18 protein-coding genes are annotated in these 25,862 nt (G+C 70.4%); 11 read left to right on the forward strand and 7 right to left on the reverse strand.

Annotated elements, in window-relative coordinates; translation table 11 throughout:
* Positions 1 to 3: 3 nt before the first annotated feature.
* Both FB453_RS26930 and FB453_RS26935 read left to right on the forward strand, forming a co-directional pair.
* Positions 4 to 495 (forward strand): hypothetical protein, encoded by a 492-nt coding sequence (locus FB453_RS26930; protein WP_145794758.1) that lies wholly within the window; start codon positions 4 to 6, stop codon positions 493 to 495.
* Positions 492 to 1,436 (forward strand): hypothetical protein, encoded by a 945-nt coding sequence (locus tag FB453_RS26935; RefSeq protein ID WP_145794760.1) that lies wholly within the window; start codon positions 492 to 494, stop codon positions 1,434 to 1,436. Before FB453_RS26930 ends, FB453_RS26935 begins: the two co-directional genes overlap by 4 nt.
* A 4-nt stretch (positions 1,437 to 1,440) precedes the next feature.
* On the opposite strand, the gene FB453_RS26940 is transcribed toward FB453_RS26935, so the two are convergent.
* The 3 genes from FB453_RS26940 to FB453_RS26950 form a co-directional block, all read right to left on the reverse strand.
* Positions 1,441 to 2,556, reverse strand: a complete 1,116-nt coding sequence (locus tag FB453_RS26940; protein WP_112582942.1) for an FUSC family protein — start codon at positions 2,554 to 2,556, stop codon at positions 1,441 to 1,443.
* A gap of 141 nt (positions 2,557 to 2,697) precedes the next feature.
* Positions 2,698 to 3,420: an alpha/beta hydrolase family protein gene (locus FB453_RS26945; protein WP_145794762.1), complete on the reverse strand. Its 723-nt coding sequence runs from the start codon at positions 3,418 to 3,420 to the stop codon at positions 2,698 to 2,700.
* A gap of 65 nt (positions 3,421 to 3,485) precedes the next feature.
* A complete protein-coding gene (locus FB453_RS26950; RefSeq protein ID WP_145794764.1) occupies positions 3,486 to 3,674 on the reverse strand; it encodes a hypothetical protein in 189 nt (62 codons plus the stop codon).
* A gap of 19 nt (positions 3,675 to 3,693) precedes the next feature.
* Between FB453_RS26950 and FB453_RS34430 the strand changes: the two genes are divergently transcribed.
* From FB453_RS34430 to pulA, 5 genes are all read left to right on the forward strand, one after another.
* Positions 3,694 to 4,509: a C40 family peptidase gene (locus FB453_RS34430; protein WP_186718580.1), complete on the forward strand. Its 816-nt coding sequence runs from the start codon at positions 3,694 to 3,696 to the stop codon at positions 4,507 to 4,509.
* Positions 4,510 to 4,546: 37 nt separating this feature from the next.
* Positions 4,547 to 4,936: a hypothetical protein gene (locus tag FB453_RS26965; RefSeq protein ID WP_112675108.1), complete on the forward strand. Its 390-nt coding sequence runs from the start codon at positions 4,547 to 4,549 to the stop codon at positions 4,934 to 4,936.
* Between the two features lie 97 nt (positions 4,937 to 5,033).
* Positions 5,034 to 5,708 carry a hypothetical protein gene (locus FB453_RS26970; protein ID WP_145794766.1) on the forward strand — a complete coding sequence of 225 codons (675 nt, stop codon included), beginning with the start codon at positions 5,034 to 5,036 and terminating at the stop codon, positions 5,706 to 5,708.
* Positions 5,709 to 5,850: 142 nt separating this feature from the next.
* Positions 5,851 to 6,537 carry a cellulose binding domain-containing protein gene (locus FB453_RS26975; RefSeq protein ID WP_486480486.1) on the forward strand — a complete coding sequence of 229 codons (687 nt, stop codon included), beginning with the start codon at positions 5,851 to 5,853 and terminating at the stop codon, positions 6,535 to 6,537.
* A 111-nt stretch (positions 6,538 to 6,648) separates the two neighbouring features.
* A complete protein-coding gene (pulA, locus tag FB453_RS26980) occupies positions 6,649 to 12,144 on the forward strand; it encodes a pullulanase-type alpha-1,6-glucosidase (RefSeq protein WP_145794768.1) in 5,496 nt (1,831 codons plus the stop codon).
* An 85-nt stretch (positions 12,145 to 12,229) separates the two neighbouring features.
* Here pulA and FB453_RS26985 read toward each other — a convergent pair whose 3' ends face one another.
* From FB453_RS26985 to FB453_RS26995, 3 genes are all read right to left on the reverse strand, one after another.
* Positions 12,230 to 13,900, reverse strand: a complete 1,671-nt coding sequence (locus FB453_RS26985; RefSeq protein ID WP_186718582.1) for a hypothetical protein — start codon at positions 13,898 to 13,900, stop codon at positions 12,230 to 12,232.
* A gap of 291 nt (positions 13,901 to 14,191) precedes the next feature.
* Positions 14,192 to 15,994 carry a right-handed parallel beta-helix repeat-containing protein gene (locus FB453_RS26990; protein ID WP_486480487.1) on the reverse strand — a complete coding sequence of 601 codons (1,803 nt, stop codon included), beginning with the start codon at positions 15,992 to 15,994 and terminating at the stop codon, positions 14,192 to 14,194.
* A 497-nt stretch (positions 15,995 to 16,491) separates the two neighbouring features.
* Positions 16,492 to 17,973: an aminopeptidase P family protein gene (locus FB453_RS26995; RefSeq protein ID WP_145794774.1), complete on the reverse strand. Its 1,482-nt coding sequence runs from the start codon at positions 17,971 to 17,973 to the stop codon at positions 16,492 to 16,494.
* Between the two features lie 132 nt (positions 17,974 to 18,105).
* Between FB453_RS26995 and asnB the strand changes: the two genes are divergently transcribed.
* Positions 18,106 to 20,067 carry an asparagine synthase (glutamine-hydrolyzing) gene (asnB, locus tag FB453_RS27000; RefSeq protein WP_091405235.1) on the forward strand — a complete coding sequence of 654 codons (1,962 nt, stop codon included), beginning with the start codon at positions 18,106 to 18,108 and terminating at the stop codon, positions 20,065 to 20,067.
* Between the two features lie 86 nt (positions 20,068 to 20,153).
* Here the strand turns inward: asnB and FB453_RS27005 are convergent, their stop codons facing one another.
* Complete coding sequence (locus FB453_RS27005; RefSeq protein ID WP_145794893.1) at positions 20,154 to 21,215, reverse strand: lytic polysaccharide monooxygenase; 1,062 nt, start codon at positions 21,213 to 21,215, stop codon at positions 20,154 to 20,156.
* A 311-nt stretch (positions 21,216 to 21,526) separates the two neighbouring features.
* Between FB453_RS27005 and FB453_RS27010 the strand changes: the two genes are divergently transcribed.
* The 3 genes from FB453_RS27010 to FB453_RS27020 all read left to right on the forward strand — a co-directional run bounded on the left by FB453_RS27010 (position 21,527) and on the right by FB453_RS27020 (position 25,858).
* A complete protein-coding gene (locus tag FB453_RS27010) occupies positions 21,527 to 22,780 on the forward strand; it encodes an XdhC/CoxI family protein (protein WP_222431420.1) in 1,254 nt (417 codons plus the stop codon).
* A 114-nt stretch (positions 22,781 to 22,894) separates the two neighbouring features.
* Positions 22,895 to 23,830: a carbohydrate kinase family protein gene (locus FB453_RS27015; protein ID WP_145794776.1), complete on the forward strand. Its 936-nt coding sequence runs from the start codon at positions 22,895 to 22,897 to the stop codon at positions 23,828 to 23,830.
* A 201-nt stretch (positions 23,831 to 24,031) separates the two neighbouring features.
* On the forward strand, positions 24,032 to 25,858 hold the full coding sequence (locus FB453_RS27020) for an alpha-galactosidase (protein ID WP_145794778.1): 1,827 nt from the start codon (positions 24,032 to 24,034) through the stop codon (positions 25,856 to 25,858).
* Positions 25,859 to 25,862: the final 4 nt, after the last annotated feature.

Consider the following 25,862-nt stretch of genomic DNA (forward strand, 5'->3'; position numbering starts at 1 on the left):
CCGATGTCTCCCGCCGTCGCCATCCTGCTGCTGGTCGCCGGGCTGTCCGAGGCCGCCGGGCGTCTCCTGCCGGTGGTGGCACGCCTGTCCGGCGTGTCGCACGTGCGGGTGGTCAGCCTGTTGCTGGCGGGCGCGATCGTCGACGGCGCGGTGTTCGCGCTCTGGCCGCTGTCCGCGTGGGCCGTTGCCGGTCTGGTGCTGCCGACCTCGGCGTCCGACGAGGCCGCGCTGGTCTGGACACCCGGCCTGGCTGCGCCGCTGGTGCTTGCCGGCGTCCTCGCGTTCCCGCTTCTCGGGCCACTGCTGCACCTGTTGCTCATGGTCGGGGTGGGGGCCGGCCTCGCCGGTGCACTCGCCACGGTGGCCGGGGTTGGCTGGTGGGAGGCCGCCGGCTGCGTAACGATCGCGGGAATCGGGCTCGGCGTCTCCGTCGAGGCCGTCCGCCGCCTCGTCGTGAAGCTCAACACCAGACGAGCACCGGAGCCTGTCGCGTGATCGGACTGGCGCTCCTGCTGCTGCTCGGCGGGCTGGGACTGGTGCTGATCGCCGAGGCCCTGCTCGCCCGCTACGAGGTGCTGGTCTACGCCGCAGGATGGCGCACACCCACCATCGCCCGCCCCGAGGGCATGTCCTACGCCCGCGGGGCCGATCCGGACCGCCCTCCGGATGCCTACCTGGTCTATCTGGACGGCATCGGGAAACGCCGTTTCCACGACACCCGCGATGGTGGCCGACTGGTCAAGAGCCTGATCAACCGAGCGCCGGAGCTCAGGGTGCTGGGCCAGGTGCAGCCCTACTCCCCGCTGGCCGTGCCGCTCGCCGACCGGCCGGTCTGGACCTGGGTGCGCCGCCACATCGGGCTGCTGCTGTTCCTGCACAACGTTATGCAAATCTTCGTCGCCGCCGACCGCCGCTACCGCCCCCTGTACAACCGTGCCGTCGGTGCACAGATCGCCACCGAGCTCCAGGTCGCCGGTTACCAGCCGGACAGCGGCATACCCGTGGTTTTGCTCAGCTACAGCGGTGGCGCCCAGGTCGCCAGCGGCGCGGTGAACGAACTGTGGTCCCAATTACGCACTCCGCTCTGGCTGATCACTCTCGGTGGGTTCCACAACGGTGCCAACGACATCACCCACGCCCAGCACCTCTACCGGCTCACCAGCGCCGGCGACTGGATCGAGCGAGTCAGCACCTGGATCTTTCCGCAGCGGTGGCGGCTGTTCCGCTGGAGCGGATGGAACCGGGCCGACCGCGAAGGCAAGATCACCGTGCATCGGCTCGACCCCGCCACGCACATTGGTCCCCGCAGCTACATCGCCCCGGAGGCTCGCCTACCCGACGGGCGCAGCCACCTCGACCGGACCACCGACACCGTGCTCGCGCTGATCCGGGATCGGCTCAGCCTGACAGCGGAGTCCGACGGCCCGCTGCCCTGAACGCTCACACGTCGGCATTCAAACCGGCCTGCTGATTCGCCTCCGTCTGGGGGAGCCCGGAGATCTGGAGCAGTTGACTGACGACAACCCGCAGTTGCGCGACGACGACAGCCCCGGAGGACCCGACACCCTCGGCACACGCCTCGTCGATGTCACTGATCACCTGAAGCGCTCGCTCCCGCGCGCGGTCCGGCTCTCGTCCGGCCAGGAAGTCACGATGCAGAAGCCTGAACGCCTGGCCGAAGTGCTCGATCGCCGTGGAGAGACCGGCCGGCAGCGTCTCCCGGGCGTGTAGTGCCGACACCGCCCACTGCACCATCTCGCGGCTGCTGGTGTAGGCGAGTTCCAGGTGTTCGGCCGCCCGCGCGTACCGACGCAGGATGCCCAGCCGTCTCCTCCGCCACGGTGAGAGAATCGCGACTTCGCATGCTGCGGCGACCACATCGCCGGTGTTCCGTCGTTGCGCCTCTGCCGCACGCAGTCGCTGTAATGCATCCTCGGCCTGCCGCGCGTCGCGCTGAGCCAGAGCGTTGGCGATGGCTGTCATCTCCCGGGCGATGGCATCGACTGTCGGCCCAGCGGCGCGGTGCACGATCCGCACCGGATTGAGCGGCAGGATCAGCAAGGCCACCACGATGGCCACCACCACACCGACCAGCGCATTCGCCGTCCGGGGCACGGCCAGGTCCGGCCGGTCCGGAGACACTGTGCCGAGCAGGACCGCGGTGCTTCCCGCCTGCACCATGACGGCGCCGTTGCCGCGAAAGACGGCTGCCGCCGAGATGGCCAGTGCCACGACCACACCGGTCTGTATTGGTCCCGCCCCGATGAACCGTACGATCCCGTTTCCGACCAGCACCCCCAGGAACACCCCGGCGAGAAGTTCCAGAGTGCGACGAGCCCGATTGCCGACGGCCGCCGCGATGGTGCCGACCGCGGCGGCGGGTGCGAACAGCGGCTGCGGATTGTGCAGCACGTCGCTGGCAACAAACCAGGCCAAGCCGGCGGCCAGCCCCGCCTGCACCGCGAGGATGAGGTAGGTGCGAAGCCGTTCATAGGCTTCCCGGCCTTCGCGCAGCGCACTCTCCGCCGGTCGGGCACCCCGACGTCTGCCGCGCACCTCTCACCCCCCACCACCGATCGGCTCTCCCACGATCGTCGTACGGCGGCGAACGTCGGGTGCGAGAGATCCCCAATCTGATGCAGCAGCGACGGAAGCCTCCGCATCCGCACACGAGGGGTATTTGGCCCGAGGGGTGGGTCAGCCGGCGCCGAGTAGTTCCAGGACGGCGTCGCGGGCGGCCAGGACGGCTGCCTCGGATTGCGGGCCGTGGTTGAGGATTTCGAAGGAGTGCTGGCCGTCCGGCACCTCGATCACCTGCATCGGCCAGCCCTGGGCGGTCGCTGCGGGGAGGAACGCGTCGATGCCGGCCAGGACCGGCGGGATGTCCTGGCCGGCGCGGGTCAGCACCAGTGGCACGCCGGTGCCGGAGCTGAGTGCCTCGACCGGCAGGAACCGGGCGTCGACCTCCCAGCCGGGGAACGGGATGAGCAGCGGGTACGTCAGTGCGATCCCGCGTAGCCATGGCGGCGGGACGCGCAGCCAGTCGGCCGCGAAGAGGCCGCCACCGGAGAAGAACCACAGCACCACCCGCTCGGGGTCGACCCGCGGATGGGCGCGGACCTGCTCAACCATGGCGGCGATGTCGTCGGCGGCGGCGGGCAGCGCCGACAGGTCGGACACCTGGTAGCTGACCAGCGCGGTGACCACGCCGCTCGCGGCGAGCAGCGCTCCGTAGCCGCGGTAGAGCAACCAGTCGCGGGGGTCGGGCGCGTCGGGTGGCAGCGGAGCGCCGTGCACCACCACGACGGCGGGCGCGCGGCCGGCGTCGGTGGGCAGGTGCAGGTCGACGTTGCCGTGTCGTTCGACCGGCGCGGTCGGAATGGACAGGACGAAGGGCCGCTGTGCGACGGGCGTCGTCATGGCCTCATCGTATCGATCATCAACCTGCCTGGCTGCCCCAACGATGATCTACAGAGGACGGTGGGTCAGGCCGGGCCGCCGGGTTTCGCGGCGTCGCCAGCCTGGGCGTGCCGTTCCAGCAGCCGCTGCCGGATCTCCTCGGGGGTGTACGCGCGCCGACGCCGTTCGGCCCGCGCGATGACCACACCGGAGGCCGCGACGCCGGCGAGCCCGGCCAGCCCGAGAACCTTCCACCACCGCATTCGTTGCCGCATCGGCCTAGGCTAGACCCTCATGAGCATCAGCCTGGATGAGGCCGTCGAGTTGACCCGCACCGGTGACGTGTGGGTGTTCCGGGGTCGCAGCGTGCCGGACCGGGCGATCCAGTTCACCACCAACAGCCCGGTGAACCACGTCGGGATGGCGGTGGTGCTGGACGACATGCCGCCGCTGATGTGGCACGCGGAGTTGGGCAGGTCATTGCCGGACCTGTGGTCGGGCAGCCACCAACGCGGCGTCCAGCTGCACGACCTGCGGGACGCGGTCTGCGTCTGGGCCAACCGGTACGGCCAACGGGCCTGGCTGCGGCAGCTCGACCCGCCGGCCGACGCGGAGATGGAGCGGGCGGTGCTGCGGACGATCGCGCGGTTGGACGGTACGCCGTTCCCGTCAACCGCCCAGTTGGCGTGGCGCTGGGTGCGGGGTCGGGTGCCGGCGCTGCCGCGCCCCGGCCGGCTTCCCGCGCTGCCGCACCTCGGTCGGCTGTCGGCGCTGTCACGCCTCGGCCAGCCGGCACCTCGACCAACCTCGGCCGACCGCGCCAACCCTGCCGACCGCGCCAACCCTGCCGACCGCGCCAACCCGGCGGACCGCGCCAACCCCTCCGGCTCGGCCAGCCCGGCCCGGTCAGCAGGGGAGCGGGACCGGGCGCTGGAGACGGCGTACTGCGCCGAGGTGGTGGCGGTGACCTATGAGGCAATGGGGTTGCTGCCGGCGGGCCGGCGTCCGAACTGGTATGACCCGGGGCGGTTCTGGAGTGGGGACGATCTGGGTCTGGCCGCTGACGCCCGGTTGGGTTCCGAGATCGAGGTTCAGGTACCGCCGCGCTGAGGTTTGACCTGGGCGGTGACCGGCAATTGCTGTGACCGTGAACGCCTCCACGGATCTTGACACGTTGGCCGACTTCTTCGACCGGTACGGCGTGGCGTTGACCTCCGGCGACCTGCCGGCCATCGCCGGCTGTTACGCCCTGCCGGGGCTGGTGGTGGCCGACACCTACAGCTTCTCGTTCACGTCCGCTGCGGCGGTGGCGCTGTCCTTCGTGGGCGCCGCGCCCGACTACCAGGACCGGGAGTTGGTCGCGGCCCACGCCCGGATCGAGGACGTGCAGCCGGTGTCCGCGCTGTTGACGATGGTGGCGGTGGAGTGGGAGTTCCTGGACAGTCGGGGGCAGGCGGTGCCGGGGGAGCGGTACCGGTACCTGCTGCGTATCTCGGATGACGGACCACTGATCTGCACTGTCGTCCGGACGGGCTGACCGACGGGGGCCAGTCGGCCCGATCCGTACCCGGCCGGTTTCCGGTCCGTGCGGCGCTGGCTACGCTGTCGCGTCGGTGGGGACGAGGGGAGACCTGATGGCAGTGCGGCCGGACGGTGCGGCAGATTCGCGGGCGGCGCGGGTATTGGCGTCGGTGCCATGGATCGTGGTGCTGCTCGGTGTGTGCGCGCTGGTGGTGCTCCTGGTGATCGCGCTGTTGTCGTTCCGGACCAGGGAGCGGGACGCGCCGCCGCAGGCTGCGCCTCCGGCGTTCCTGCCGACCGTGCCGGCCGCCGCGTCGGCCACCGGTGGGCCGACTCCGGCCGCCGTGGAGCGGCGCTCGGTGTCGCCGCGACCGTCACGCAGCAGTCGGACGCCGTCACCGCGGGCCACCGTCACCGGCTCGCCGACTCCGGGGCGGACGAGCGTCCTGATGGCCCCGTCGGCGGACGGCACGGTCAGCGCCCGGTACGAGGTCGGTACGAACGGCTGGGACGGGGACGCGGCGGTGCTCGCGATCGCCAACGAGTCGAGTCGGTCGGTGGAGTGGCAGGTGGAGTTGGTGTTCGACGACGACACCTGGACTCTGCGGGTGAGTGAGGACTCGGGCGTCTCGGTGCGGGGGCGCGGACACGGGGAGTTCGTGTTGCGCGGGACCAGTTCGCTGGATGCGGGTGACTCTCGGACGCTGCGGCTGCGCGTCGGCTGGGGTGACTCGGCGCAGCGACCGGTCAAGTGCACGATCAACGAGGTCGACTGCCGGATCGGCTGAGCCAGCGCCGCACCGCAAGACGGCCGCACCGCAAGACGCTGCACCGCTGCACCGCTGCACCGCTGCACCGCTGCACCGCCAAGGCTTTCCGGGCCGGGCCGCCGATCGCTACGCTGCGCGGACGGTCCGCTGAAGGAGGTACATGTCCGGCATGCGCCGTGTTCCGCGCCCGCCACACGGTCCGATGGCGATCGCCACGTCGCCCTGGATCGTGGTCGGCGCCGGTGTCGTCGTGATGGTGGTCCTGCTCATCGTGGCCCTGGGCGCGTACCGGGGACGTAGCCCCGCGCCGGACGGCGCGCAACCGCCGGCGCTGCCGGTGCCGTCCGCGGTGGTGGCGCCGAGCGTGCCCACCTCGGTGCCGTCTCCGGCGCCGGTGCTGCCGGGGATATCCGGCCGTGCGAGCGGGCTGCCGCCGAGCGCCGCGGCCGGGTCACCATCGGCCGACCCGACGGTCGGTCCGATCGGGAAGCCGACGGCGACGCGGTCGCCGAGCCGGGCCGCGCCGGTGCAGCCGGCGATGACCGGGCGGTACCGGGTGGTGCAGAGTTTCGACGGGGGCTTCATCGGCGAGGTGGCGATGGTCAACACGTCCGCCCGGAGCCGCGGTTGGACGGTGCGGTTGGAGTTCTCCGGTGGACGGCTGGTGACCGCCTGGGTGGAGGGCGTCCCGCAGGGGACGGTCCGCCAGTCCGATGACGGCTTCACGTACGTCAGTGGGGTCGAGGTGTCGCCCGGCGGTTCGGTGTCGTTGCGGTTCCACATGGAGCGGGCGCCCAGCACGCCGAGGGAGTGCACTGTGGACGGGGTCGGCTGCAACGGGCTCTGAGCGGGCGCTTCCGCAAGGATGTTGCTCTGTTGCGACCATGTTTGCAAGGTATTGCAGAATGTTTCGGCAAGGGTTAGCGTGCGGCCAATCAGCGACCAGAGGAAGGCGTCGATGAAACCCCCGCCGATACCGCGCACTGCCCTGCTGGCCCTTGCCTCCCTGCTCACCGTCACGCTCGTCGGCGCTCCGGTCGCCGTGCACCCCACCGCCGCGGCCCCCCGGCCGTCTGACGGCGCCGCACTCGCGATCGGCGGCGCGACCCAGTGGCGTGACGAACCCACCGCCGAGGCGCTGCTGAAGGCCGGCGGCAACTCCGCCCGAGCCGAGCAGTTCTACTTCGTCCTGCCGGACCGGTTCGCCAACGGAGACCCCCGCAACGACCGCGGCGGCCTCACCGGCGATCGGCTGCGGACCGGCCTCGACCCGACCGACAAGGGCTTCTACCACGGCGGCGACCTCAAGGGCGTCATCGACAAGTTGGACTACATCCAGGGGATGGGCACCACCGCCATCTGGCTTGCCCCGATCTTCAAGAACCGGCCGGTGCAGGGTGCCGGCAACGACATCTCGGCCGGCTACCACGGTTACTGGATCACCGACTTCACCCAGGTGGACCCGCACTTCGGCACCACGGAAGAGATGAAGCGGCTGGTCAAGCTCGCCCACCAGCGCGGCCTCAAGATCTACCTTGACGTGATCGTCAACCACACCGCCGACGTGATCAAGTACGCCGAGGACAAGTACGCGTACGTGGACAAGGCGACCTCGCCGTACACCGACGCGCAGGGCCGGGCGTTCGAGGACCGCAACTACGCCGACGGCTCCCGGGCGTTCCCGCCGGTCGACAAGGAGTCCTTCCCGTACACGCCGACGTTCGCCGAGCCGAAGGACGCGAGCGTCAAGGTCCCCGCCTGGCTGAACGACGCCACCATGTACCACAACCGGGGTGACTCCACCTTCGCGGGCGAGAACAGCGAGTACGGCGACTTCTTCGGCCTCGACGACCTGTGGACCGAGCGCCCCGAGGTGGTGCGGGGTCTGACCAAGGCGTACGGGGACTGGATCGGCGCGACCGGCGTCGACGGCTTCCGGCTGGACACCGTGAAGCACGTCAACATGGACTTCTGGCCGCAATTCAGCCAGGGCATCGAGCGGGCCGCCGAGAAGGCTGGCAAGAAGGACTTCTTCATGTTCGGCGAGGTGTACAGCGCCGACCCGGAGATCAGCTCCAGCTACGTCCGCCAGGGTGGCCTGCCGGCCACCCTCGACTTCGCCTTCCAGGAGGCCGCGCGGGGCTTCACCGCCGGCGCCGGCTCCGCGAAGGCGCTCGCCGACGTGTACGCCCGCGACGACCTCTACGCGGCCCGGGACACCGACGCGGGCCGGTTGACCACCTTCCTCGGCAACCACGACATGGGCCGGATCGGATCGTTCATCGCCGGTGGTGGCAGCGACCCGGCCAGCCACCTGCGTCGTGACCAGCTCGCGCACCAGTTGATGTTCCTGACCCGTGGCCAGCCGGTGGTCTACTCCGGCGACGAGCAGGGCTTCACCGGCCCGGGCGGTGACAAGGACGCCCGCCAGGACATGTTCGCGTCGAAGGTTCCCGACTACCTCGACGACGACCTGCTCGGCACCGACCGCACGCACGCCAGCGACCAGTTCGACCCGACCCACCCGCTGTACCGGACCATCGCCGACCTGGGCCGGCTGCGCCAGGCCCACCCGGCGTTGCGCGACGGTGTGCAGGTCACCCGGTACGCGGCCGACGGGCCCGGCGTCTTCGCCGCATCCCGGATCGCCCCGGCCGAGCGCACCGAGTACGTGGTGGCCGTGAACAACGCCGACACCGCGCAGACTGTCACGGTGGACACCTGGTCGGCCGGCGCCACCTTCACCGGCATCTACGGCGGCTCGGGCGACGAACAGGCCAGCGGTGACGGGGAACTGACCCTCACCGTGCCGCCGCTGTCGGCGGCGGTGTACCGGGCCGGCAGCCCCATCGCGCCCGCGGCCGACAAGCCGACCATCACCATCACCAGCCCGGCTCCGGACGCGTCGGTCGCCACCCGGGCGGCGGTCACCGTCCGGGTGACCGGCGACCCGCTGGCCACTGTCACCGTCGCGGCCCGGGTGGCCGGCGGCCGGTGGACGCTGCTGGGCAGCGCCGACCACGCCCCGTACACAGTGCAGCACGACCTGACCGGCCTGGCCGGCGGCACGCCTGTCGAGTACAAGGCGGTGGTCCGCGACGGCCGGGGCCGTACCGCCACCGCCCGGTCCACCGCCGTGGTGGGGACCCCGGCGCAGGGCAGCTCCCGGGAGTGGGCGGTGGTGCACTACCAGCGTCCCGCCGGGGGGTACGACGACTGGGGGCTGTACGCCTGGGGAGACATCGACCCGGCGTACGTCACCGAGTGGCCGAAGGGGCAGCCGTTCGCCGGGGAGGACTCCTACGGCCGGTTCGCCTGGGTGAAACTCAAGCCGGGCGCGACGTCGGTGAACTTCCTGGTTGTCGACAAGGCCGGTACGAAGGACGTCGCCCAGGACCGCAGCATCGACGTCACCCAGACCGGCGAGATCTGGCTCAAGCAGGGCGACCCGGCGATCTACCCGAACCGGCAGGCGGCCACCGGTGAACCGGACCCGCCGGTCGAGGAGGGCACCGCCGTGCTCCACTATCGGCGGGCCGACGGCAACTACGACGGCTGGGGCCTGCACCTGTGGGACGGCGCGGCCAACCCGACCGAGTGGTCCGCCCCGCTGCGGCCGACCTCCGTCGACGCGTTCGGGGCGGTGTTCCGGGTGCCGCTGGCGGCCGGTGCCACCGGCCTGAACTACATCATCCACCAGGGCGACACCAAGGACCTGCCCGACGACCAGCGGATCGACTTCGCCAGCGCCGGCCGGGAGGTGTGGCTGCTCGCCGCCACACCGGGCCGCCTCCTGCCGTCGACGGCCACCACCGCCAGCGGAGACACCGACATCAGCAAGCAGAAGGCGCACTGGATCGACAGGTCCACAGTGGCGTGGCAGACCCCGCCGACCGACGGCAAGACGTACGCGCTGGTCGCCGCGCCCACCGGTGGGGTCAGCGTGGTCGACGGCGAACTGACCGGCACGTACACCACCTTGCCGCTGCGGGCGCAGCGCAACGGGCTCACCGAGGCCCAACGCGACAGGTTCCCGCACCTGTGGTCGTACCGTAGCTTCGCACTGGACCGGGCGGACCTGGCCAAGGTCCCGGCGGCGCTGCGGGGGCAGCTGCTGGTCACCGAGCGCGACGCCGAGGGCGCGCTGCTCGCCGCGACCGGCGTGCAGATCCCCGGCGTGCTCGACGACGTGTATTCCCGGGCGACCGACGTCACCCTCGGGCCCACGTTCGCGGGGCGGACGCCGAGCCTCGCGCTGTGGGCGCCGACCGCCCACAGCGTGCGCCTGCACCTGTTCGACTCGCCCACCGCCGCGGCGAAGACGGTGCCGATGCGCCGCGACGACCGCACCGGCGTCTGGTCGGTGCGCGGCGACCACACCTGGACCGGCAAGTTCTACCGCTACGAGGTGCGGGCGTGGCAGCCGGCGGCACAGCGGATGGTCACCGCGTCGGTGACCGACCCGTACTCGGTGGCCCTCGCCGCGGACTCCACGCACAGCCAGCTCGTCGACCTGAACGACAGGGCGCTGGCCCCGACCGGCTGGCGCACGCTGCGCAAACCGGCACCGGTGCCGGCCGCGAAGGCGCAGATCACCGAGCTGTCCGTGCGGGACTTCTCCATCGCCGACGACACAGTGCCGGCCGAGCGGCGGGGGACCTTCCTCGCGTTCACCGACCCGGGAACCGCCGGCATGACCCACCTGCGGGCGCTCGGCGACGCCGGGGTCACCCACCTGCACCTGCTACCGGCGTTCGACTTCGCGACGATCCCGGAGAAGCGGGCCGACCAGCGCCAGCCGGCCTGCGACCTGGCAGCGCTGCCGCCGGATTCGGCCGAGCAGCAGAAGTGCGTGGCGGCGGTCGCCGAAACCGACGGCTACAACTGGGGGTACGACCCGCTGCACTACACAGTGCCCGAGGGCGGCTACGCCGTCGACCCGGTCGGCGCGGCGCGGACCACCGAGTTCCGGCGGATGGTCGCCGGGGTGAACGACGCCGGGCTGCGCGTGGTCATGGACGTGGTCTACAACCACACGTCCGCGGCCGGCACGGACGCGAAGTCGGTGCTCGACCAGATCGTGCCCGGCTACTACCACCGGCTGCTGGAGGACGGCACGGTGGCCAACTCCACCTGCTGCGCCAACACCGCTCCCGAGCACGCCATGATGGGCAAGCTGGTGGTCGACTCGCTGGTCACCTGGGCCCGGCAGTACAAGGTGGATGGCTTCCGCTTCGACCTGATGGGTCACCACCCGAAGGCGAACGTCCTGGCCGTCCGGGCGGCCCTGGACCGGCTCACCGTCGCCCGCGACGGCGTGGACGGCAAGGCGATCATGCTCTACGGCGAGGGCTGGAACTTCGGCGAGGTCGCCAACGACGCCCGTTTCGTCCAGGCCACCCAGGCCAACATGGCCGGCACCGGCATCGGCACCTTCAACGACCGGCTGCGCGACGCGGTGCGCGGCGGCGGACCGTTCGACGAGAACCCGAGGGTGCAGGGTTTCGCCTCCGGGCTCTACACCGACCCGAACGGCGACGCGGTCAACGGCTCACCGGCCGAGCAGAAGGCCCGGCTGCTGCACGCCCACGACCTGATCAAGGTGGGGCTCACCGGCAACCTGCGCGGCTACCGGTTCACCGACACTGCCGGGCGGCAGGTCACCGGGGCTCAGGTGGACTACAACGGCTCCCCGGCCGGCTACACCGCCGCACCGGGGGAGGCCGTCACCTACGCCGACGCGCACGACAACGAGATCCTGTACGACGCGTTGGCGTACAAACTGCCGCAGGCCACCACGGCGGCGGACCGCTCCCGGATGCAGGTGCTGGCGCTGGGCACTGTGGTGCTGGGACAGGGCACCGGGTTCGTCACCGCCGGCACCGAACGGCTGCGGTCGAAGTCATTGGACCGCAACTCGTACAACTCCGGTGACTGGTTCAACCAGATCCGCTGGGACTGTGAACGGGGCAACGGGTTCGGTGCCGGTCTGCCGCCCGCGCCGGACAACGAGAACAAGTGGTCGTACGCGAAGCCGCTGCTGGCCGACCCGGCGCTGGTGCCGGACTGCGCGGCGATCAACACGACCGACGCCCGGTACGCCGAGTTGCTGCGCATCCGGGCGTCGTCGCCGGTGTTCGGGCTGGCCACCGCCGAGCAGGTGCAGCGGCGGGTGGCGTTCCCGCTCTCCGGCGCGCAGGAGACACCGGGGGTGCTGACCATGACCCTCGACGCCAGTGGGCTGGGCGGGCCGTGGAAGTCGCTGACCGTCGTCTTCAACAGCACCCCGTCGGCGGCCAACGAGACGGTGACCGGACTGCGCGGAGCGGACGTGGCACTGCACCCGGTGCTTGTCGACTCGGCCGACCCGGTGCTGCGTACCGCATCGTTCGACCGGGCGGCCGGCACGTTCACCGTACCGGCGCGCAGCGTGGCGGTCTTCGTCCAGAAGTGACGTGAACCGGCCCCCTTCCGCGTCTCGCGGAAGGGGGCCGGTCCGTTGTGCTGGCGCTATGCCGTCGTCACCCGAGGGTGAGCGATCAGGCGAAGCAGTTGTCGATCGTGCCGCCCGGGATGGCCAGGCAGTTGGTCGGACGGTTCGCGGTGATGGCGGACTTGTCGTCCACGTTCACGTCTCCGAAGAAGCTGAAGACACCGCCCGGCTCGAAGGTGGAGAAGTTGTGGGCGACCTTCGTCTTCGACAGGTTGACCTCGCCGAAGATGTTGAAGATGCCGCCGCCGACCCCGATCGGGCCGATGGCCCGGTTGCCGACGACCTCGCTGTCGCGCAGCGTGGTGACGCTGAGGACGTTGAAGAGCCCGCCGCCGAAGAACCCGGCGGTGTTGTCCTTGATGCTGCTCTTCTCGAACGTGGCCGCGCTGCCGAAGGCGATGGCCACACCGCCACCGACACCGGCGGTGCTGTTCCTCTCGACCGTTGCGTTGTGCAGGTTGAGCTGGCTGTCCGCGGCAGCGAGACCGCCGCCGGCGAGAACCGCGGTGTTCGAGACGAACTTGGTCTCGTACGCCGTGGTGTTGCCCTCGATGTCGAGGTAGCCACCGCCGAAGCCGAGCGTCTCGTTGTCGGTGATCTCGGCCTTCTTGAGCTCGACAGTACCGCCGTCGACGTCGTCGGCGAAGATCCGCGCAGCGCCGTTGGAGATACCGCCACCACCGATGATGGCCGTGTTGTCCTTGATCTTCGACTCCTCGACCTTGAGCAGGCCGGCGTTGAACACACCGCCACCGAAGAAGAAGGCGGTGTTACGGGTGACGGTGCTGTGCCAGATCTTCGTGGTGCCGAAGTTGGCCACACCACCACCGTTGCCGCCCGACTGGTTCAGGACGACCTCGGACTCCAGGATCTCGGCGGTGCCACCCGGCTGCACCAGGATGCCGGCGCCGTCGGTGGCGTCCGGGTACTCCACGAGCGGCGTGACGACACCCGCCTTCGCGGTCGGCGCGGCCTTGGGCGTCACCTTCGGCGTCGCCGTCAGGCCGGCCTTCGGGTTGGCCTGACGGGCGGTGAGCGCCTGGTTCAGCGGGACGCCCGCCTTCACCTGCGCCGCGATCGCCTCGGAGTCCGAGTACGACGCCCAGACGGCCGCCGGCTCGACGCTGTTGTACAGCTCCAGGGTCTGGCCACCCTTGATGGTCAGGCCCTTGATCGTGAGGTGACCACCGGCGCCGACGTTGAGGATGCGGAAGTAGTCCGCTGTGGCTTCCCGAGAGATCGTGGTGTGCTCGCCCTTGAGCGTGATCCGCTCGGTGATCACCGGCAGGCCGTTGCCCTCGTAGTCGTTGCGGGACAGGTTGTAGGTGCAGCCCTTGGCCAGCTCCAGCACACCGCCGTGCTTGTTGTTGGCGAACACGATTGCCTGAATCAGCTTGTCGGTGTCGCAGGGCACCTCCTTCCCGCGCTCGTGGTCCTTGTCCCGGTCCTTGTCCTTGTCCTTGTCCTTGTTCCGGTCCTTGTTCCGGTCCTCGTCCTTGTCCCAGTCGCGCGCCTCGTCACCCCGCTGGTCGCCGTCCTTGCTGACCTGCGCGGTGTTCCAGTTCAAGCCGACCGCTCCGGCGCTGCCCGCGACGCCAACCGCCGCGAGACTGATCACGCCCGTCAAACCGGCCACGCCACTGGCGAGCCAGAGCTTGCGGCGGCTCTTGGCCGTCGCCCGCCCGGAGGCTTCGTTGTTCGTTAGGTAGTTGGACATCGGAGCTCTCTGCCCTCTCCTCGTACCAGACAGGGTCGCCGCCGTCAGACGGGCGTCCCCTGCTACAAATCGGTTGTAGCTCCCAAAACCACCGTATGAGAAGGTTCCTCGCCTCGCGGGCTTATCCGAGAGAAGCCCACATTCGGTTCATGTTGCCCCCAGCGGGGCCCGGACCGACACACCGCCGCCCAAGCCGGCCTGCACGCGCCTGACCTGCCCAAATGGGTACGCCCCTCCGAGCCGGTCACGGCTCGAAGGGGCGCGCCCTCTATGTGGTTCGGCCCCACCCGATCAGGCGAAGCAGTCCAAGACGTTGAAGCAGTTGGTCGGGCGGTTGGCAGTGACGGCGGACTCGTCGTCCAGCGTCACGGTGCCGCCGATGCTGTTGAAGATGCCCCCCGGCTCAAGGGTGGAGAAGTTGTGCGCCACCTTCGTCCGGTGGAGCGTGACCTCGCCGCCCTCGGTGTTGAGGATGCCGCCGCCGCGGCCGAACGGACCGACGGCCCGGTTGCCCGACACTTCGCTGTCGCGCAGCGTGGTGACGCTCTCCTCGTTGAAGAGGCCCGCGCCGGAGAAGCCCGCGGTGTTGTCGTTGATCCTGCTGTTCTCGATCGTCGCAACGCTGTCGTTGGTCACGGCCAGGCCGCCACCCGAGCGAGCGGCGCTGTTCTTGACCACCGTGGCGTCCTTGAGGGTGAGCTGGCTGTCGGCCACCGCGACGCCACCACCGTCGAGCACCGCGGTGTTGTCACTGACCGTCGTCTGGTGCAACGTCGTGGTGCCCTCGACATCCAGGACGCCGCCGCCGAAGCCGAGCGTCTCGTTGTCGGTGACCTCGCTCTTGTGGACCCAGACCGAGCCGCCGTCGACCTCCTCGGTGAAGATCCGCGCCGCGCCGTTGGAGATGCCGCCGCCGCCGATGATGCCGGTGTTGTCCTTGATCTTCGACTCGTCGACCTGGAGTAGGCCGGCGTTGAAGATGCCGCCGCCGAAGAAGAAGGCGGTGTTGTGCGCAACAGTCGTCTTGCTGAGCCTGGTGCTGCCGAAGTTGGCCAACCCGCCGCCGTTGCCGCCGGACTGGTTGTAGAGCACCTCGCTGTCCAGGATCTCCGCGCGACCACCGGGCTGCACCAGCACCCCGGCGCCGTCGGTGAACCCAGGCTGCTCGACCAGCGGCACCACCGCCGGCCCGGCACCCACCGGCTTCGCCGCCGCGGCTACCGGCTTGGCCGTGGCGGCCTTGGTGGCAGTCGGGGCGGCCTTTGTTGCTGCCGCCGCGGGCTTGGCTGGCGCTGCTTTCGCGGCCGGCTTGGCGGCGGCCTTGGCGGACGCTGCCTTGGCGGTGGCCTTCGGGGCCGGCTTGGCGGCGGTTGCTGCCGGCTTCAGTGCTGCCGCTGGCTTGGCGCCGGCCGCGGTCGCGGTCGCCGGCTTCGCGGCGGGCGCCGCCGCGGCCGGTGGCGCGGCCACGGTCGAGCGGACTTGGACCGAGTACGGTGCCCAGACCGTCGCCGGGTCGGCGGTTATCGGGGACTGAAGGGTCTGGCCACCCCTGATGCTCAGGCCCTTGAGAGTGAGGTGCCCGCCAGCGCCGACGTTGAGGATGCGGAAGTAGTCGGCCGTGGCCTCGCGACCGATGGTGGTGTGCTCACCCTTGAGGGTGATGTGCTCAGTGATCACCGGGAGGCCGTTGCCGTCCTGGTTGCGAGTCAGGGTGTAGGTGCAGCCCCTGGCCAGCTCCAGCACGCCGCCGTCCTCGTCGTTGGCGAACGTAATCGCCTGGATCAGCTTGTCGGAGTCGCACGGGACCTGCTTGGTGCGGTCCTTCTCGTCGTGCTTGCCGTCCTTGCCGTCCTTCCGGTCCTTGCCATCCTCGCCGGACCGGTCGTCGAAGCCGCTCCAGTCGTCGCCGCTCCACTCGTCGTCCTGACCGCCGTCGTCCTTGGCGCCGCCCTTGTCCGCGCCGCCGTCGTCGCTGACGGTCTGCCGGTTGGTCGACGGCTGCGCGTCGGACACCTGGTCGGACTTTGGCTTGTCGTTCCGAGCGGCGACGCCGCCGAGGGCCGCCAGGCCGACCACGCCGGTCAGCCCGGCCACGCCGGCGACCCAGAGCGCCCGCCTTCGCCGTGTTGGCGGAGCCGTCGAGGCCCCGCCGTCGGTACTCGTTACGTCGTTGGACATCAGAGCCTTCCGCCCTTTCCTGCTACCAGACGGGATCGCACCGCCCGAGGCGCCACGACCAGCTACAAATGGGTTGTAGCCTCTGATCCTCACCGTATGAGAACCATCTTCGCGATGCGGACTTATCTGAGATAACCACGCATTTGGCCCAGGTCAGGTGAGGGCGGCCAACCGGTCCGGGCCGGTGGAAAGGTCCCGAGCAGCGCAAGACCGAACGGTGCTGGCCCTCGGGGGTGATCCACTCGGGTTCCTTGAAAACGCGGTATCCGAGCGGCCGGGATAACGCGACTTCAAGGAAGCCGAGTGGATCACGAAAGAAACCCCTGGCCGCCAGCCCTCAAGAAGGGGCGGACGGCCAGGGGTGGGCGGGCCAGGGGCGGGCTTGATCCGCCAGCCCCAGGCGGGCAGGCAGGCTAGCTGGGCAGGCGGGGGCCGGCTTCGCGCTGCTCGGCCAGCCAGGTCTCCACCTCGTCGGAGGTGCGGGGCAGCCCGGCCGACAGGTTGACCGCGCCGGTCGCGGTGACCAGCACGTCGTCCTCGATGCGAATGCCCATACCGCGCAGCTCGGCGGGGACCAGTTCGTCCTCCGGCTGGAAGTACAGACCGGGCTCGACGGTGAGCACGTAGCCCTCACCCAGCGCGCCGTCGCGGTAGGTCTCCTTACGGGCGTTGGAGCAGTCGTGCACGTCGATGCCGAGCATGTGGCCGAAGCCGTGCAGCGTCCACCGCCGGTAGACGGTCGACTTCTCGTCCATCGCCTCGTCCACGCTCACCGGCAGCAGACCCAGCTCGGACAGGCCCTCGGCGAGCACCCGCATGCAGGTCAGGTGGACGTCCTTGAACTTCACCCCGGGGCGGATGGCCTCGATGCCGGCCTGCTGCGAGGCGTACACGATGTCGTAGACCTGGCGCTGCAGCGCGGTGAACCGACCGCTCACCGGCAGGACCCGGGTGACGTCGGCGGTGTAGAGGTTGCGGCCCTCGACACCCATGTCCATCAGCAGCAGGTCACCCGGTCGGGTGGCGCCGTGGTTGTGCACCCAGTGCAGGATCGTGGCGTGCTCGCCGGCACCGACGATCGAGCTGTACCCGACGTCGTTGCCGTCGTGGCGGGCCCGCAGCGCGAAGATGCCCTCCAGCAGCCGCTCGGAGACCGCCCGGTCGGCTGGCAGGATCCGGGCGACGTCCTCGAAGCCGCGTACGGTGGCGTCGATCGCGTCCTGGAGTTGGCCGATCTCCCACTCGTCCTTGACCAGCTTCATCTCCGAGATGGCGATGGCCAGCTCCCGGTCCCGGGCCGGCTGACCCTCGGCGCGGGGCCCGTCGTAGGGGCGGACGGCCGCGTCCACCTGGGCGTCGAAACCGCGCAACACCCGGGTACGCCCCGGAGCCAGGTCGGCGAGCGTCGCCTCCAGACCGGTCAGGTCGGCGGTCGGCAGGCCCAGCTCGGTCGACTTCTCGCCGAGAGTGTGCCGCCGGCCCACCCACAGCTCGCCGTTGCGGCTGCGGAAGAACTCGTCGGTCTCCCGGGAGGACCGGGGCCGCATGTACAGCATCGCGTCGTGCCCCGAGCCGTTCGGGCGCAGCACCAGCACGCTGTCGGCGTCGTGGTCGCCGGTCAGGTAGGCGAAGTCGCTGCCCGGCCGGAACGGGTAGTCGGTGTCGTTGGCCCGGACCTTCTCGGTGCCGGTGGGGATCACCAGCGTCTCGCCGGGGAAGGCCGCCGAGAGGGCGGCTCGCCGCTTGGCGTAGTTGGGCGTCTCCGGGCGGGGCGTCACGGGGAGCGCGGTGTCGCTCCAGCCCTGCCGCATGAAGGACAGGAACGCCTCCGGGAAGTCCGGATCGTGCGATTCCGTACCGTCCGTCGGCGTACCGTCGGTCTGTCCCTCGGTCATTGCGCCGCTCCCTCCGCTTCGTTGCTGGTCCCGACGGTACCGCGCGTCCGGTTGGCGGTAACGCCCCCTGGGAGTCGGGTGGATCGACGGACGGCTGCAAGGGCCGACAGCGCGCGTGGAAAGATGGCCACCATGTGCGGACTTCTGGCCTTCTTCAGCGCGAACGGCAACGCCGCCGCGCATCGCGACCACATCGCCGGAGCGTTGGAATGCCTGCACCACCGCGGCCCCGACGAGACAGGGGTCGAGGTGGTCGGCGACGCCTCGGGCCGGTACGCGGACGGCGTGTTCGCCCACAAGCGGCTGGCCATCATCGACGTCGCGTCGAGCCACGAGCCACTGCCCTACGCGAACGGCCGTTACCTGCTGACCTTCAACGGCGAGATCTACAACTACATCGAGCTGCGCGAGGAGTTGATCAGAAACTTCGGTGCCCAGTTCGCCACCGCCGGTGACGGCGAGGTGATCGTGGCGGGCTACCACTTCTGGGGTGAGCAGGTGCTCACCCGACTGCGGGGCATGTTCGCCTTCGTCATCTGGGACCGGCAGGAGCGCCGGGCGTTCGGTGCCCGCGACTACTTCGGCATCAAGCCGATGCACTACCTGGAGACCGCCGACGGCCTCTACCTGGCCTCGGAGAAGAAGGCGCTGCTGCCGTTCGCGCACAGCAACTACCAGGGCGACGCGGGCGTCGACACGGCCAACCTGAGCCACTACCTGACCCTGCAGTACGTCCCCGAGCCCGGCACCCTGCACAAGGGCATCAGCCGGATCGGCTCGGGGGAGTACCTGAACTGGACCCCGGGCGGCCGGATCGACGTACGCCGGTGGTACCGGCCGGTGTTCCGGCCGGCGCCGGTCGACGACGAGCAGAAGCTCTACCACGAGATCCGCGAGACGCTGCGGGAGAGCGTGCGCATGCACATGCGCTCCGACGTGCCGGTCGGCTCGTTCCTGTCCAGTGGCATCGACTCCACAGCTGTGGTGGCGCTGGCGCGGGAGTTCAACCCGAACATCCTCACCTTCACCGTCGGCTACGACGTGCCGGGTTACTCGGAGATCGACGTCGCCCAGGATTCGGCCCGGCACCTCGACGTCACCACGATCCCCACCAAGATCGGTCCGCAGGACATGATCGACGCGCTGCCGAAGATCGTCTGGCACCTGGACGACCCGGTGGCCGACCCGGCGCTGGTGCCGCTCTACTTCGTGGCGAAGAAGGCCGCCGAGCACGTCACTGTGGTGCTCTCCGGTGAGGGCGCGGACGAGTTCTTCGGCGGTTACACGATCTACCGGGAGCCGCTGTCGCTGGGCACCGTCAACGGTCTGCCCGGCGGCGTGCAGAAGGGGCTGCGCGCGGTCTCCAAGGCGATCCCGCAGGGGGTCAAGGGCAAGAGCTTCCTGGAGCGCGGCACCACCCCGATCGAGGAGCGCTACTACGGCAACGCCCGGATGTTCACCGAGGAGGAGAAGCAGCACCTGATGCGCCGCTACGACCCCTCGGTGCGCTACACGGACGTCACCGCCCCGATCTACGCCGAGTGCACCGAGCTCGACGACGTCACCAAGATGCAGTACGTCGACCTCTACACCTGGCTGCGTGGCGACATCCTGGTCAAGGCCGACCGGATCTCGATGTCGCACTCGCTGGAGGTGCGGGTGCCGTTCCTCGACCGGGAGGTCTTCGACGTCGCGGCGAAGATTCCGGTCGACCTGAAGCTGCCGCCGCGCTCCGACGCCACCAAGTACGCGATGCGTCAGGCGTTGCAGGGTGTCGTGCCGCCAGCCATCGTCAACCGCAAGAAGTTGGGCTTCCCGACCCCCACCCGGGTGTGGCTGCGTGGCGAGATGTACGAGTGGGCCCGGCACGTGCTCAGCACCTCGGGTGCGGGTGACCTGCTCGACCTGTCGTACGCGCTGCGGCTGCTCGACGAGCACAAGCGGGAGGAGGCCGACCACTCCCGCAAGGTGTGGACGGTGCTGATCTTCTGCATCTGGCACGCGATCTTCGTGGCCAAGACCCTCGACCCGGGCATCCAGCGCAACCAGTCCGCCCTGCTCACGAAGCCGGTCGTCGGCTCCATGGTCCGCTGACCCCTGCCCCACCCTGTTGATCAAGAGGTTTGCGTCATCCGGAGCGTTTCCGGTGACGCAAACCTCTTGATCATTTCAGGGGGTGGTTAGCGGCGGGCGCAGGTGACTGTGGGGAGTCCGTTGGTTCCTGTGGAGCTGGCCAGGAAGCCGAAGGTTGTGGTGCCTTCCGGTGCGACTGTGCCGTTGTAGGCGACGTTCGTCGCCGTCACCGTCGAGCCGGACGATGTCTGGGTGGCACCCCAGATCTGACTGATCGACTGCCCGTTGGGCCAGGTCCAGCTCGCGGTCCAACCGGCGAACGGCGTGCTGCCGTGGTTCATGATCGTGACCTCGCCCTGGAAGCCGCCCTGCCAGGTGCTGCTCACCTTGTAGACGGCCATGCAGTCACCGCCGGCCGGCGGCGGGGTGGTGGGCGGCGGGGTGGTGGGCGGCGGGTCGGTGGGCGGCGGGGTGGTGGGCGGCGGGTCGGTCGGCGTGCCACCCGGACCCACGCCGGTGACCTGGCCGTTGCCGCCGTCGAAGGTCACGTCGGAGCAGCCGAAGAAGTTCTCCTGCGAGTCCGAGCGGACCCAGCGGGAGTAGATGATGTGCCGGCCACTCTTGCCCGACGGCAGGTTGCCGCTGAAGTAGTAGTGCCCGTCGTTGCTGCCGACCGAGCCGCGCTGCGGCGGGTTGGTCACCGTGAGGAACGGCTCCTCCAGGTCACTCCAGGCCAGGGCCCGGGTCGGGCTCCAGCTGTTCTTCGTCACGTAGAAGTAGAACGTGCCCGGGTGGTGCGCCCAGTTGCTGTACTTGAAGTCCAACCGCGCCCCGGCGGTCAGGTGGGTCAGCGGCCAGTCGGTGCGGGGGAGGTCGTAGCCGCGGAAACCGGTTGCGCCGCCGCTGCACAGTTGCCCGTCCGGGATGAAGCCGGTGGTCCGGCCGCCAGCGTCGGAGCGCAGCACGCTGAACCAGTTGTACAGCGAGTTCGCCCCGCTCTGCGCCACGGCGGCAGAGCACGCGGGGTTGTTCGGCCTGATCTCACCGGTCTGGCTGCGGCCGTCCTGCCAGCACAGGTAGGTGCGGCTGCCCGGCGTCATCGCCGCGCCGTGCGCGGCGGCCGGCTGAGGATTGGACGCCAGGGCGACAGCGCCCAGCGCGAGGGTCATGGCCGCGGTGAGCAAGGCGGCCGTACGGGAACGGTTCACGGGTTCTCCTGACTCGCGAGGGGCGCTGCCTGAGCCGCCCCGCCGCAATCGGGTGGGATGTGGCGTGATCGCCCCGCTGTGGTGAGCGGTCGACGATCACGGCGACGTGCCCCGGCGGAAAACAGCCAGTGGACGTGCGCCGTCGACGGTCCTGTCCTGGACCGGTGCCCTCGCGTCTAACCAACCCGGCAACCGGCGGTGCCGCAGCCCTCGCACCCCCGGTACGCGTCATCCCACCACGCCGCAGGGCCGAGCGCAATAGGCCTTCCTCGATGCATGAGAAGACCCGCCGGCCGCCGCTGGACGCCATATCCTGCGTACGGGGAGCGGGAACGGAGAGGCGGCAGCCGGTGCCGGACGTGTTCGACGAGGTGCACCGCCGGTGCCGCGACGGCGAGCCGATCGCGTTGGCCACCGTGGTGGCCACCTGGCACTCCGCCCCGCAGCCACCCGGTGCCGCCATGGTGGTCGCGACCGACGGCACGGTCATCGGCAGCGTCTCCGGCGGCTGCGTCGAGGCGGATCTCTACGAACGGGCCCGCCGTGTGCTCGACACCGGCCAACCCGAGCTGTGCCGCTACGGGATCAGCAACGACGACGCGTACACAGTGGGCCTGACCTGCGGCGGCACCCTCGACGTGTTCGTGGAGCGCGTCGACGCGAGCGCCCTGCCGGCGCTGGACGCGGTCGCCGTCGCCCGCCGCAGCGGCCACCCGGCGGCGATCGTCACCTGCGTGGCCGCCGACGTCAACGACGGTCCACCCGCAGACGCCGGCAGTTCTCCCGGCACCGGGCCGACCGACCCGGCCCGGCGGCTTGGCCGGCGGCTGGTGCTGACCGGCCAGCGGTCCGTCGGCTCGCTCGGCGACGACCGTCTCGACGACGCCGCCAGCGCCGACGCCCTCGGGCTGCTCGCCGCCGGACGCAGCGACATGCTCCGGTACGGGTACCACGGGCAGCGCCGAGGCGGCGGCATCAGCCTCTTCGTGACCGCGTACGCCACCCCGCCCCGGATGATCGTCTTCGGGGCGATCGACTTCGCCGCCGCGGTGGCCCGGATCGGCGCCTTCCTCGGCTACCGGGTCACCGTCTGCGACGCCCGGCCGGTCTTCGCCACCGTGCGGCGCTTTCCCGAGGCGGACGAGGTCGTGGTGCAGTGGCCGCACCGCTACCTGCGTACCGAGTTGGCGGCCGATCGGCTCGACGAGCGGACGGTGCTGTGCGTGCTCACCCACGACCCCAGGTTCGACGTGCCGTTGCTGGAGCTGGCGCTGCGCCACCCGCTGGCGTACGTCGGCGCGATGGGCTCACGACGCACCCACGACGAGCGACACAAGCTGCTGAGCGAGGCGGGGCTCAGTCCGGCGCAGCTCGCCCGGCTCGCCTCCCCGATCGGGTTGGACCTCGGTGGTCGTACCCCCGAGGAGACCGCAGTGAGTGTGGCCGCGCAGATCGTCGCGGCCCGGTGGGGCGGCACCGGTCGTCCGCTCGCGGTACTCGACGGGCCGATCCACCAGCCGGGGTAGCGCGCACGTCGGTGCGTGGCCTTCCGCGCCCATCGGGCCGTGCGCTGTGCCAGCCTGGTGCCACGGAGATCGGCTCGGCGATCGGCGGCCGGTGGCGACGACGAGAGGATCGGCATGGGATACGCGGTGGTGCTCGGTGAAGCGCTCGTCGACCTGCTCGACAGCGAGCTCGACGGGGAGCGGGTCTATCGGCAGGCCATCGGCGGCGGGCCACTGAACGTCGCCGTCGGGGTGGCCCGACTCGGCGGTGCGGCACAGTTCGTCGGCTCGCTCGGTGACGACGCGCTGGGCGGCCGGATCCGCGCCTTCCTCACCGCGGCCGACGTCGGGGTGGCCGGTGCGATCACGGTCCCCGCGCCGACCACACTCGCGGTGGTCACGTACGCCGGGCCGGAGCCGGACTTCCGTTTCTACGGCGAGCCGGCCTCCTACGCACTGCTCGGCCCCGATGATCTGGACCTGGCGCTGCTGGAGGGCGCCGACGTGCTCTACTGCGGCTCGATCGTGCTGCTCCGCCCCGACACGCTGGCCGCCGCCCGCCGTGCCTGGTCGCTCGCCCCCGGTCTGCGGGTCTTCGACCCGAACGTTCGTCCCCGGCTGCTGAACGGGCCGGCCGCGCTGGAAGGGCTGCGCGAGGTGGTGGCCGAGTTCGCCGCCGGGGCGCACCTGGTCAAGCTGAGCGCCGCCGATGCGGTGCTGCTCTATCCCGGCGAGCCGGTCGAGGGGGTGGCGGCGTACCTGCGTGAGTTGGGGGCGGCCACTGTGGTGGTGACGCTCGGCGCGGCCGGTGCGGTGCTGGCCGCCGCCGACGCCGACCCGGTCCGGGTGCCGGCGCCCAAGGTCAACGCGATCGACGCCACCGGTGCGGGTGACTCTGTGATGGCCGCGCTGATCGCCGACCTGCTCGTCGACGGTGAGCCGGAGGGCCCGTCGGGCTGGGCCGACCGGGTCGCCTTCGCGCTGCGGGTTGCCGGCCTGGTCTGCGAGTCCCCGGGCGGCGCCACCGCCATGCCCACCCGCACCGCCGTACAGAACCGCTTCAACACCTAACCCCCGCGCCCCACCCACCTCACCCCGCGCCGATCTTGCACTTTCGGTCGACGGCTGGTCCGCTTTGCTCCTATTCGACGCCGCAGAAAGTGCAAGATCGCGGCAGGAATGGGGCGGGGGAGCGCGGGTTGACCTCCGACTTTGTGAGCGTTAACATCGACGACACGCGATGGAAGCGTGCGCGTCGTCGGGGAGGCTCTGATGCGGGTGGTTCTGGTACCTCTGGCGTTCCGCCGCGTCGCGGCCCTGCTGGTCATGCTGCTCGTGGCTGCCGGGATGGTCGTCGCTGACCCGCCGGAGCGGGCGGCCGCGTGGGACAACGGGGTGGCCGACACCCCGCCGATGGGGTGGAACAGCTACGACTCGTTCAACTGGAGCGTCACCGAGGCCGACGTCCGGGCCAACGCCGACTACATGGCCACGAACCTGCGGCAGTTCGGCTGGGAGTACGTGGTGATCGACTGGGCCTGGTACTACCCCGGTCGGCACAACAACAGCCCCAACCAGGACGCGAACCTGCAACCCCGGCTCCGGATGGACGCCAACGGACGGCTGCTGCCGGACACCACCCGGTTCCCCTCCGCCGCCGGTGAGAACGGGTTCAAGCCGCTCGCCGACTACGTCCACGCGCAGGGGCTGAAGTTCGGCGTCCATCTGATGCGAGGCATTCCCCGCCAGGCGGTCGCCGACAACGTCCCGATCCTCGGCACCACCTGCCGCGCCAACCAGATCAACAGCACCAACACCGCGGCCTGGCTCAACCTGATGTGGGGCCTGAACATGGCCAACCCCTGCGCGCAGACCTACCTGGACTCGATGTTCCAGCTGCTGGCGTCCTGGGGAGTCGACTACGTGAAGGTGGACGACATAGCCGCCCCGACGTACCGGCAGTCGGAGGTCGAGGGATACCGACTCGCCATCCAGCGCAGCGGTCGCCCGATGGTGCTGAGCCTGTCACCCGGCCCGACCTCGCTGGCCAGCGGCGCACACGTCCAGGCCAACGCCCACATGTGGCGGATCGTCAACGATCTCTGGGACAACTGGTCGTCCGTGGACGCGCTCTTCGACCAACTGCACAACTGGACCCCGTACCGCACCACCGGCGCCTGGCCCGACGCCGACATGATCCCGATCGGTCGGCTCTCCAGGTACGGGCCGGTCGGCTCGCCGCGATACTCCAACCTGACCCCCGACGAGCAGCGCACCCTGATGTCACTCTGGGCGATCAACCGGGCGCCACTGATGTGGGGCGGCAACCTGGTCGAGAACCGCGCCGCGGAGCTGGCGCTGATGACCAACGCCGCGGTCCTGGGAGTCAACCAGAACAGCACGAACAACCGTCAGCTCTACGGCGGCAGCCGGCAGGCGTGGATCGCCGACGTGCCGGGCAGCAACGATCGGTACGTCGCCCTGTTCAACAGGGACGGCAGCGCGGCGCAGGTGTCGGTGAACCTCGCCGACCTCGGGATCGGGTCGGCCGCCGTGACCGACCTGTGGTCCGGCGCGCCCCTCGGCACGGTGACGGGCACCCTCACCCGGTCGCTCCCGGCCCACGGAGCCGGGCTGTACCGGCTGACCCCGGACACCACAGTGCCGGTGCCGACCACGTACACCCTCACCGCGCGACACAGTGGCAAGCTGCTGGACGTCTACAACAACGCGACCACCGACGGCGCCGAGATGGTGCAGTGGGCCGCGAACGGTCAGCCCAACCAGCGGTGGCGCTTCCAGGACGCGGGTGGCGGTTACCAGACGGTGGTCAGCGTGCACAGCGGCAAGTGCCTCGACGTCAACGGCGGCGCGAGCGCCACAGCTGACGGGGTCCGCGTGATCCAGTGGAGCTGCAACGGCGGCACCAACCAGCAGTGGCGCGTCCAGGATCTCGGCTCGGGGCACGTGCAACTCGTCGCCCGGCACAGCGGCAAGTGCCTCGAGGTGCTCAACGCCGCCACCACCGACGGTGCCCGCCTGGCCCAGCGGACGTGTGGCACCGGCACCCACCAGCAGTGGCGGCGTACCCAGGTGTAGCTGC

Source organism: Micromonospora sp. CNZ322 (assembly GCF_007827755.1).

Excerpts from the sequence above, each read along its gene's own strand:
- FB453_RS26930 (WP_145794758.1), top strand. The coding sequence starts at position 4 with ATGTCTCCCGCCGTCGCCATCCTGCTGCTGGTCGCCGGGCTGTCCGAG.
- FB453_RS26945 (WP_145794762.1), bottom strand. The coding sequence starts at position 3,420 with ATGACGACGCCCGTCGCACAGCGGCCCTTCGTCCTGTCCATTCCGACC.
- FB453_RS26950 (WP_145794764.1), bottom strand. The coding sequence starts at position 3,674 with ATGCGGCAACGAATGCGGTGGTGGAAGGTTCTCGGGCTGGCCGGGCTC.
- FB453_RS34430 (WP_186718580.1), top strand. The coding sequence starts at position 3,694 with ATGAGCATCAGCCTGGATGAGGCCGTCGAGTTGACCCGCACCGGTGAC.
- FB453_RS26970 (WP_145794766.1), top strand. The coding sequence starts at position 5,034 with ATGGCAGTGCGGCCGGACGGTGCGGCAGATTCGCGGGCGGCGCGGGTA.
- FB453_RS26975 (WP_486480486.1), top strand. The coding sequence starts at position 5,851 with ATGTCCGGCATGCGCCGTGTTCCGCGCCCGCCACACGGTCCGATGGCG.
- pulA (WP_145794768.1), top strand. The coding sequence starts at position 6,649 with ATGAAACCCCCGCCGATACCGCGCACTGCCCTGCTGGCCCTTGCCTCC.
- FB453_RS26985 (WP_186718582.1), bottom strand. The coding sequence starts at position 13,900 with ATGTCCAACTACCTAACGAACAACGAAGCCTCCGGGCGGGCGACGGCC.
- FB453_RS26995 (WP_145794774.1), bottom strand. The coding sequence starts at position 17,973 with ATGACCGAGGGACAGACCGACGGTACGCCGACGGACGGTACGGAATCG.
- asnB (WP_091405235.1), top strand. The coding sequence starts at position 18,106 with ATGTGCGGACTTCTGGCCTTCTTCAGCGCGAACGGCAACGCCGCCGCG.
- FB453_RS27005 (WP_145794893.1), bottom strand. The coding sequence starts at position 21,215 with ATGACCCTCGCGCTGGGCGCTGTCGCCCTGGCGTCCAATCCTCAGCCG.
- FB453_RS27010 (WP_222431420.1), top strand. The coding sequence starts at position 21,527 with ATGCATGAGAAGACCCGCCGGCCGCCGCTGGACGCCATATCCTGCGTA.
- FB453_RS27015 (WP_145794776.1), top strand. The coding sequence starts at position 22,895 with ATGGGATACGCGGTGGTGCTCGGTGAAGCGCTCGTCGACCTGCTCGAC.
- FB453_RS27020 (WP_145794778.1), top strand. The coding sequence starts at position 24,032 with ATGCGGGTGGTTCTGGTACCTCTGGCGTTCCGCCGCGTCGCGGCCCTG.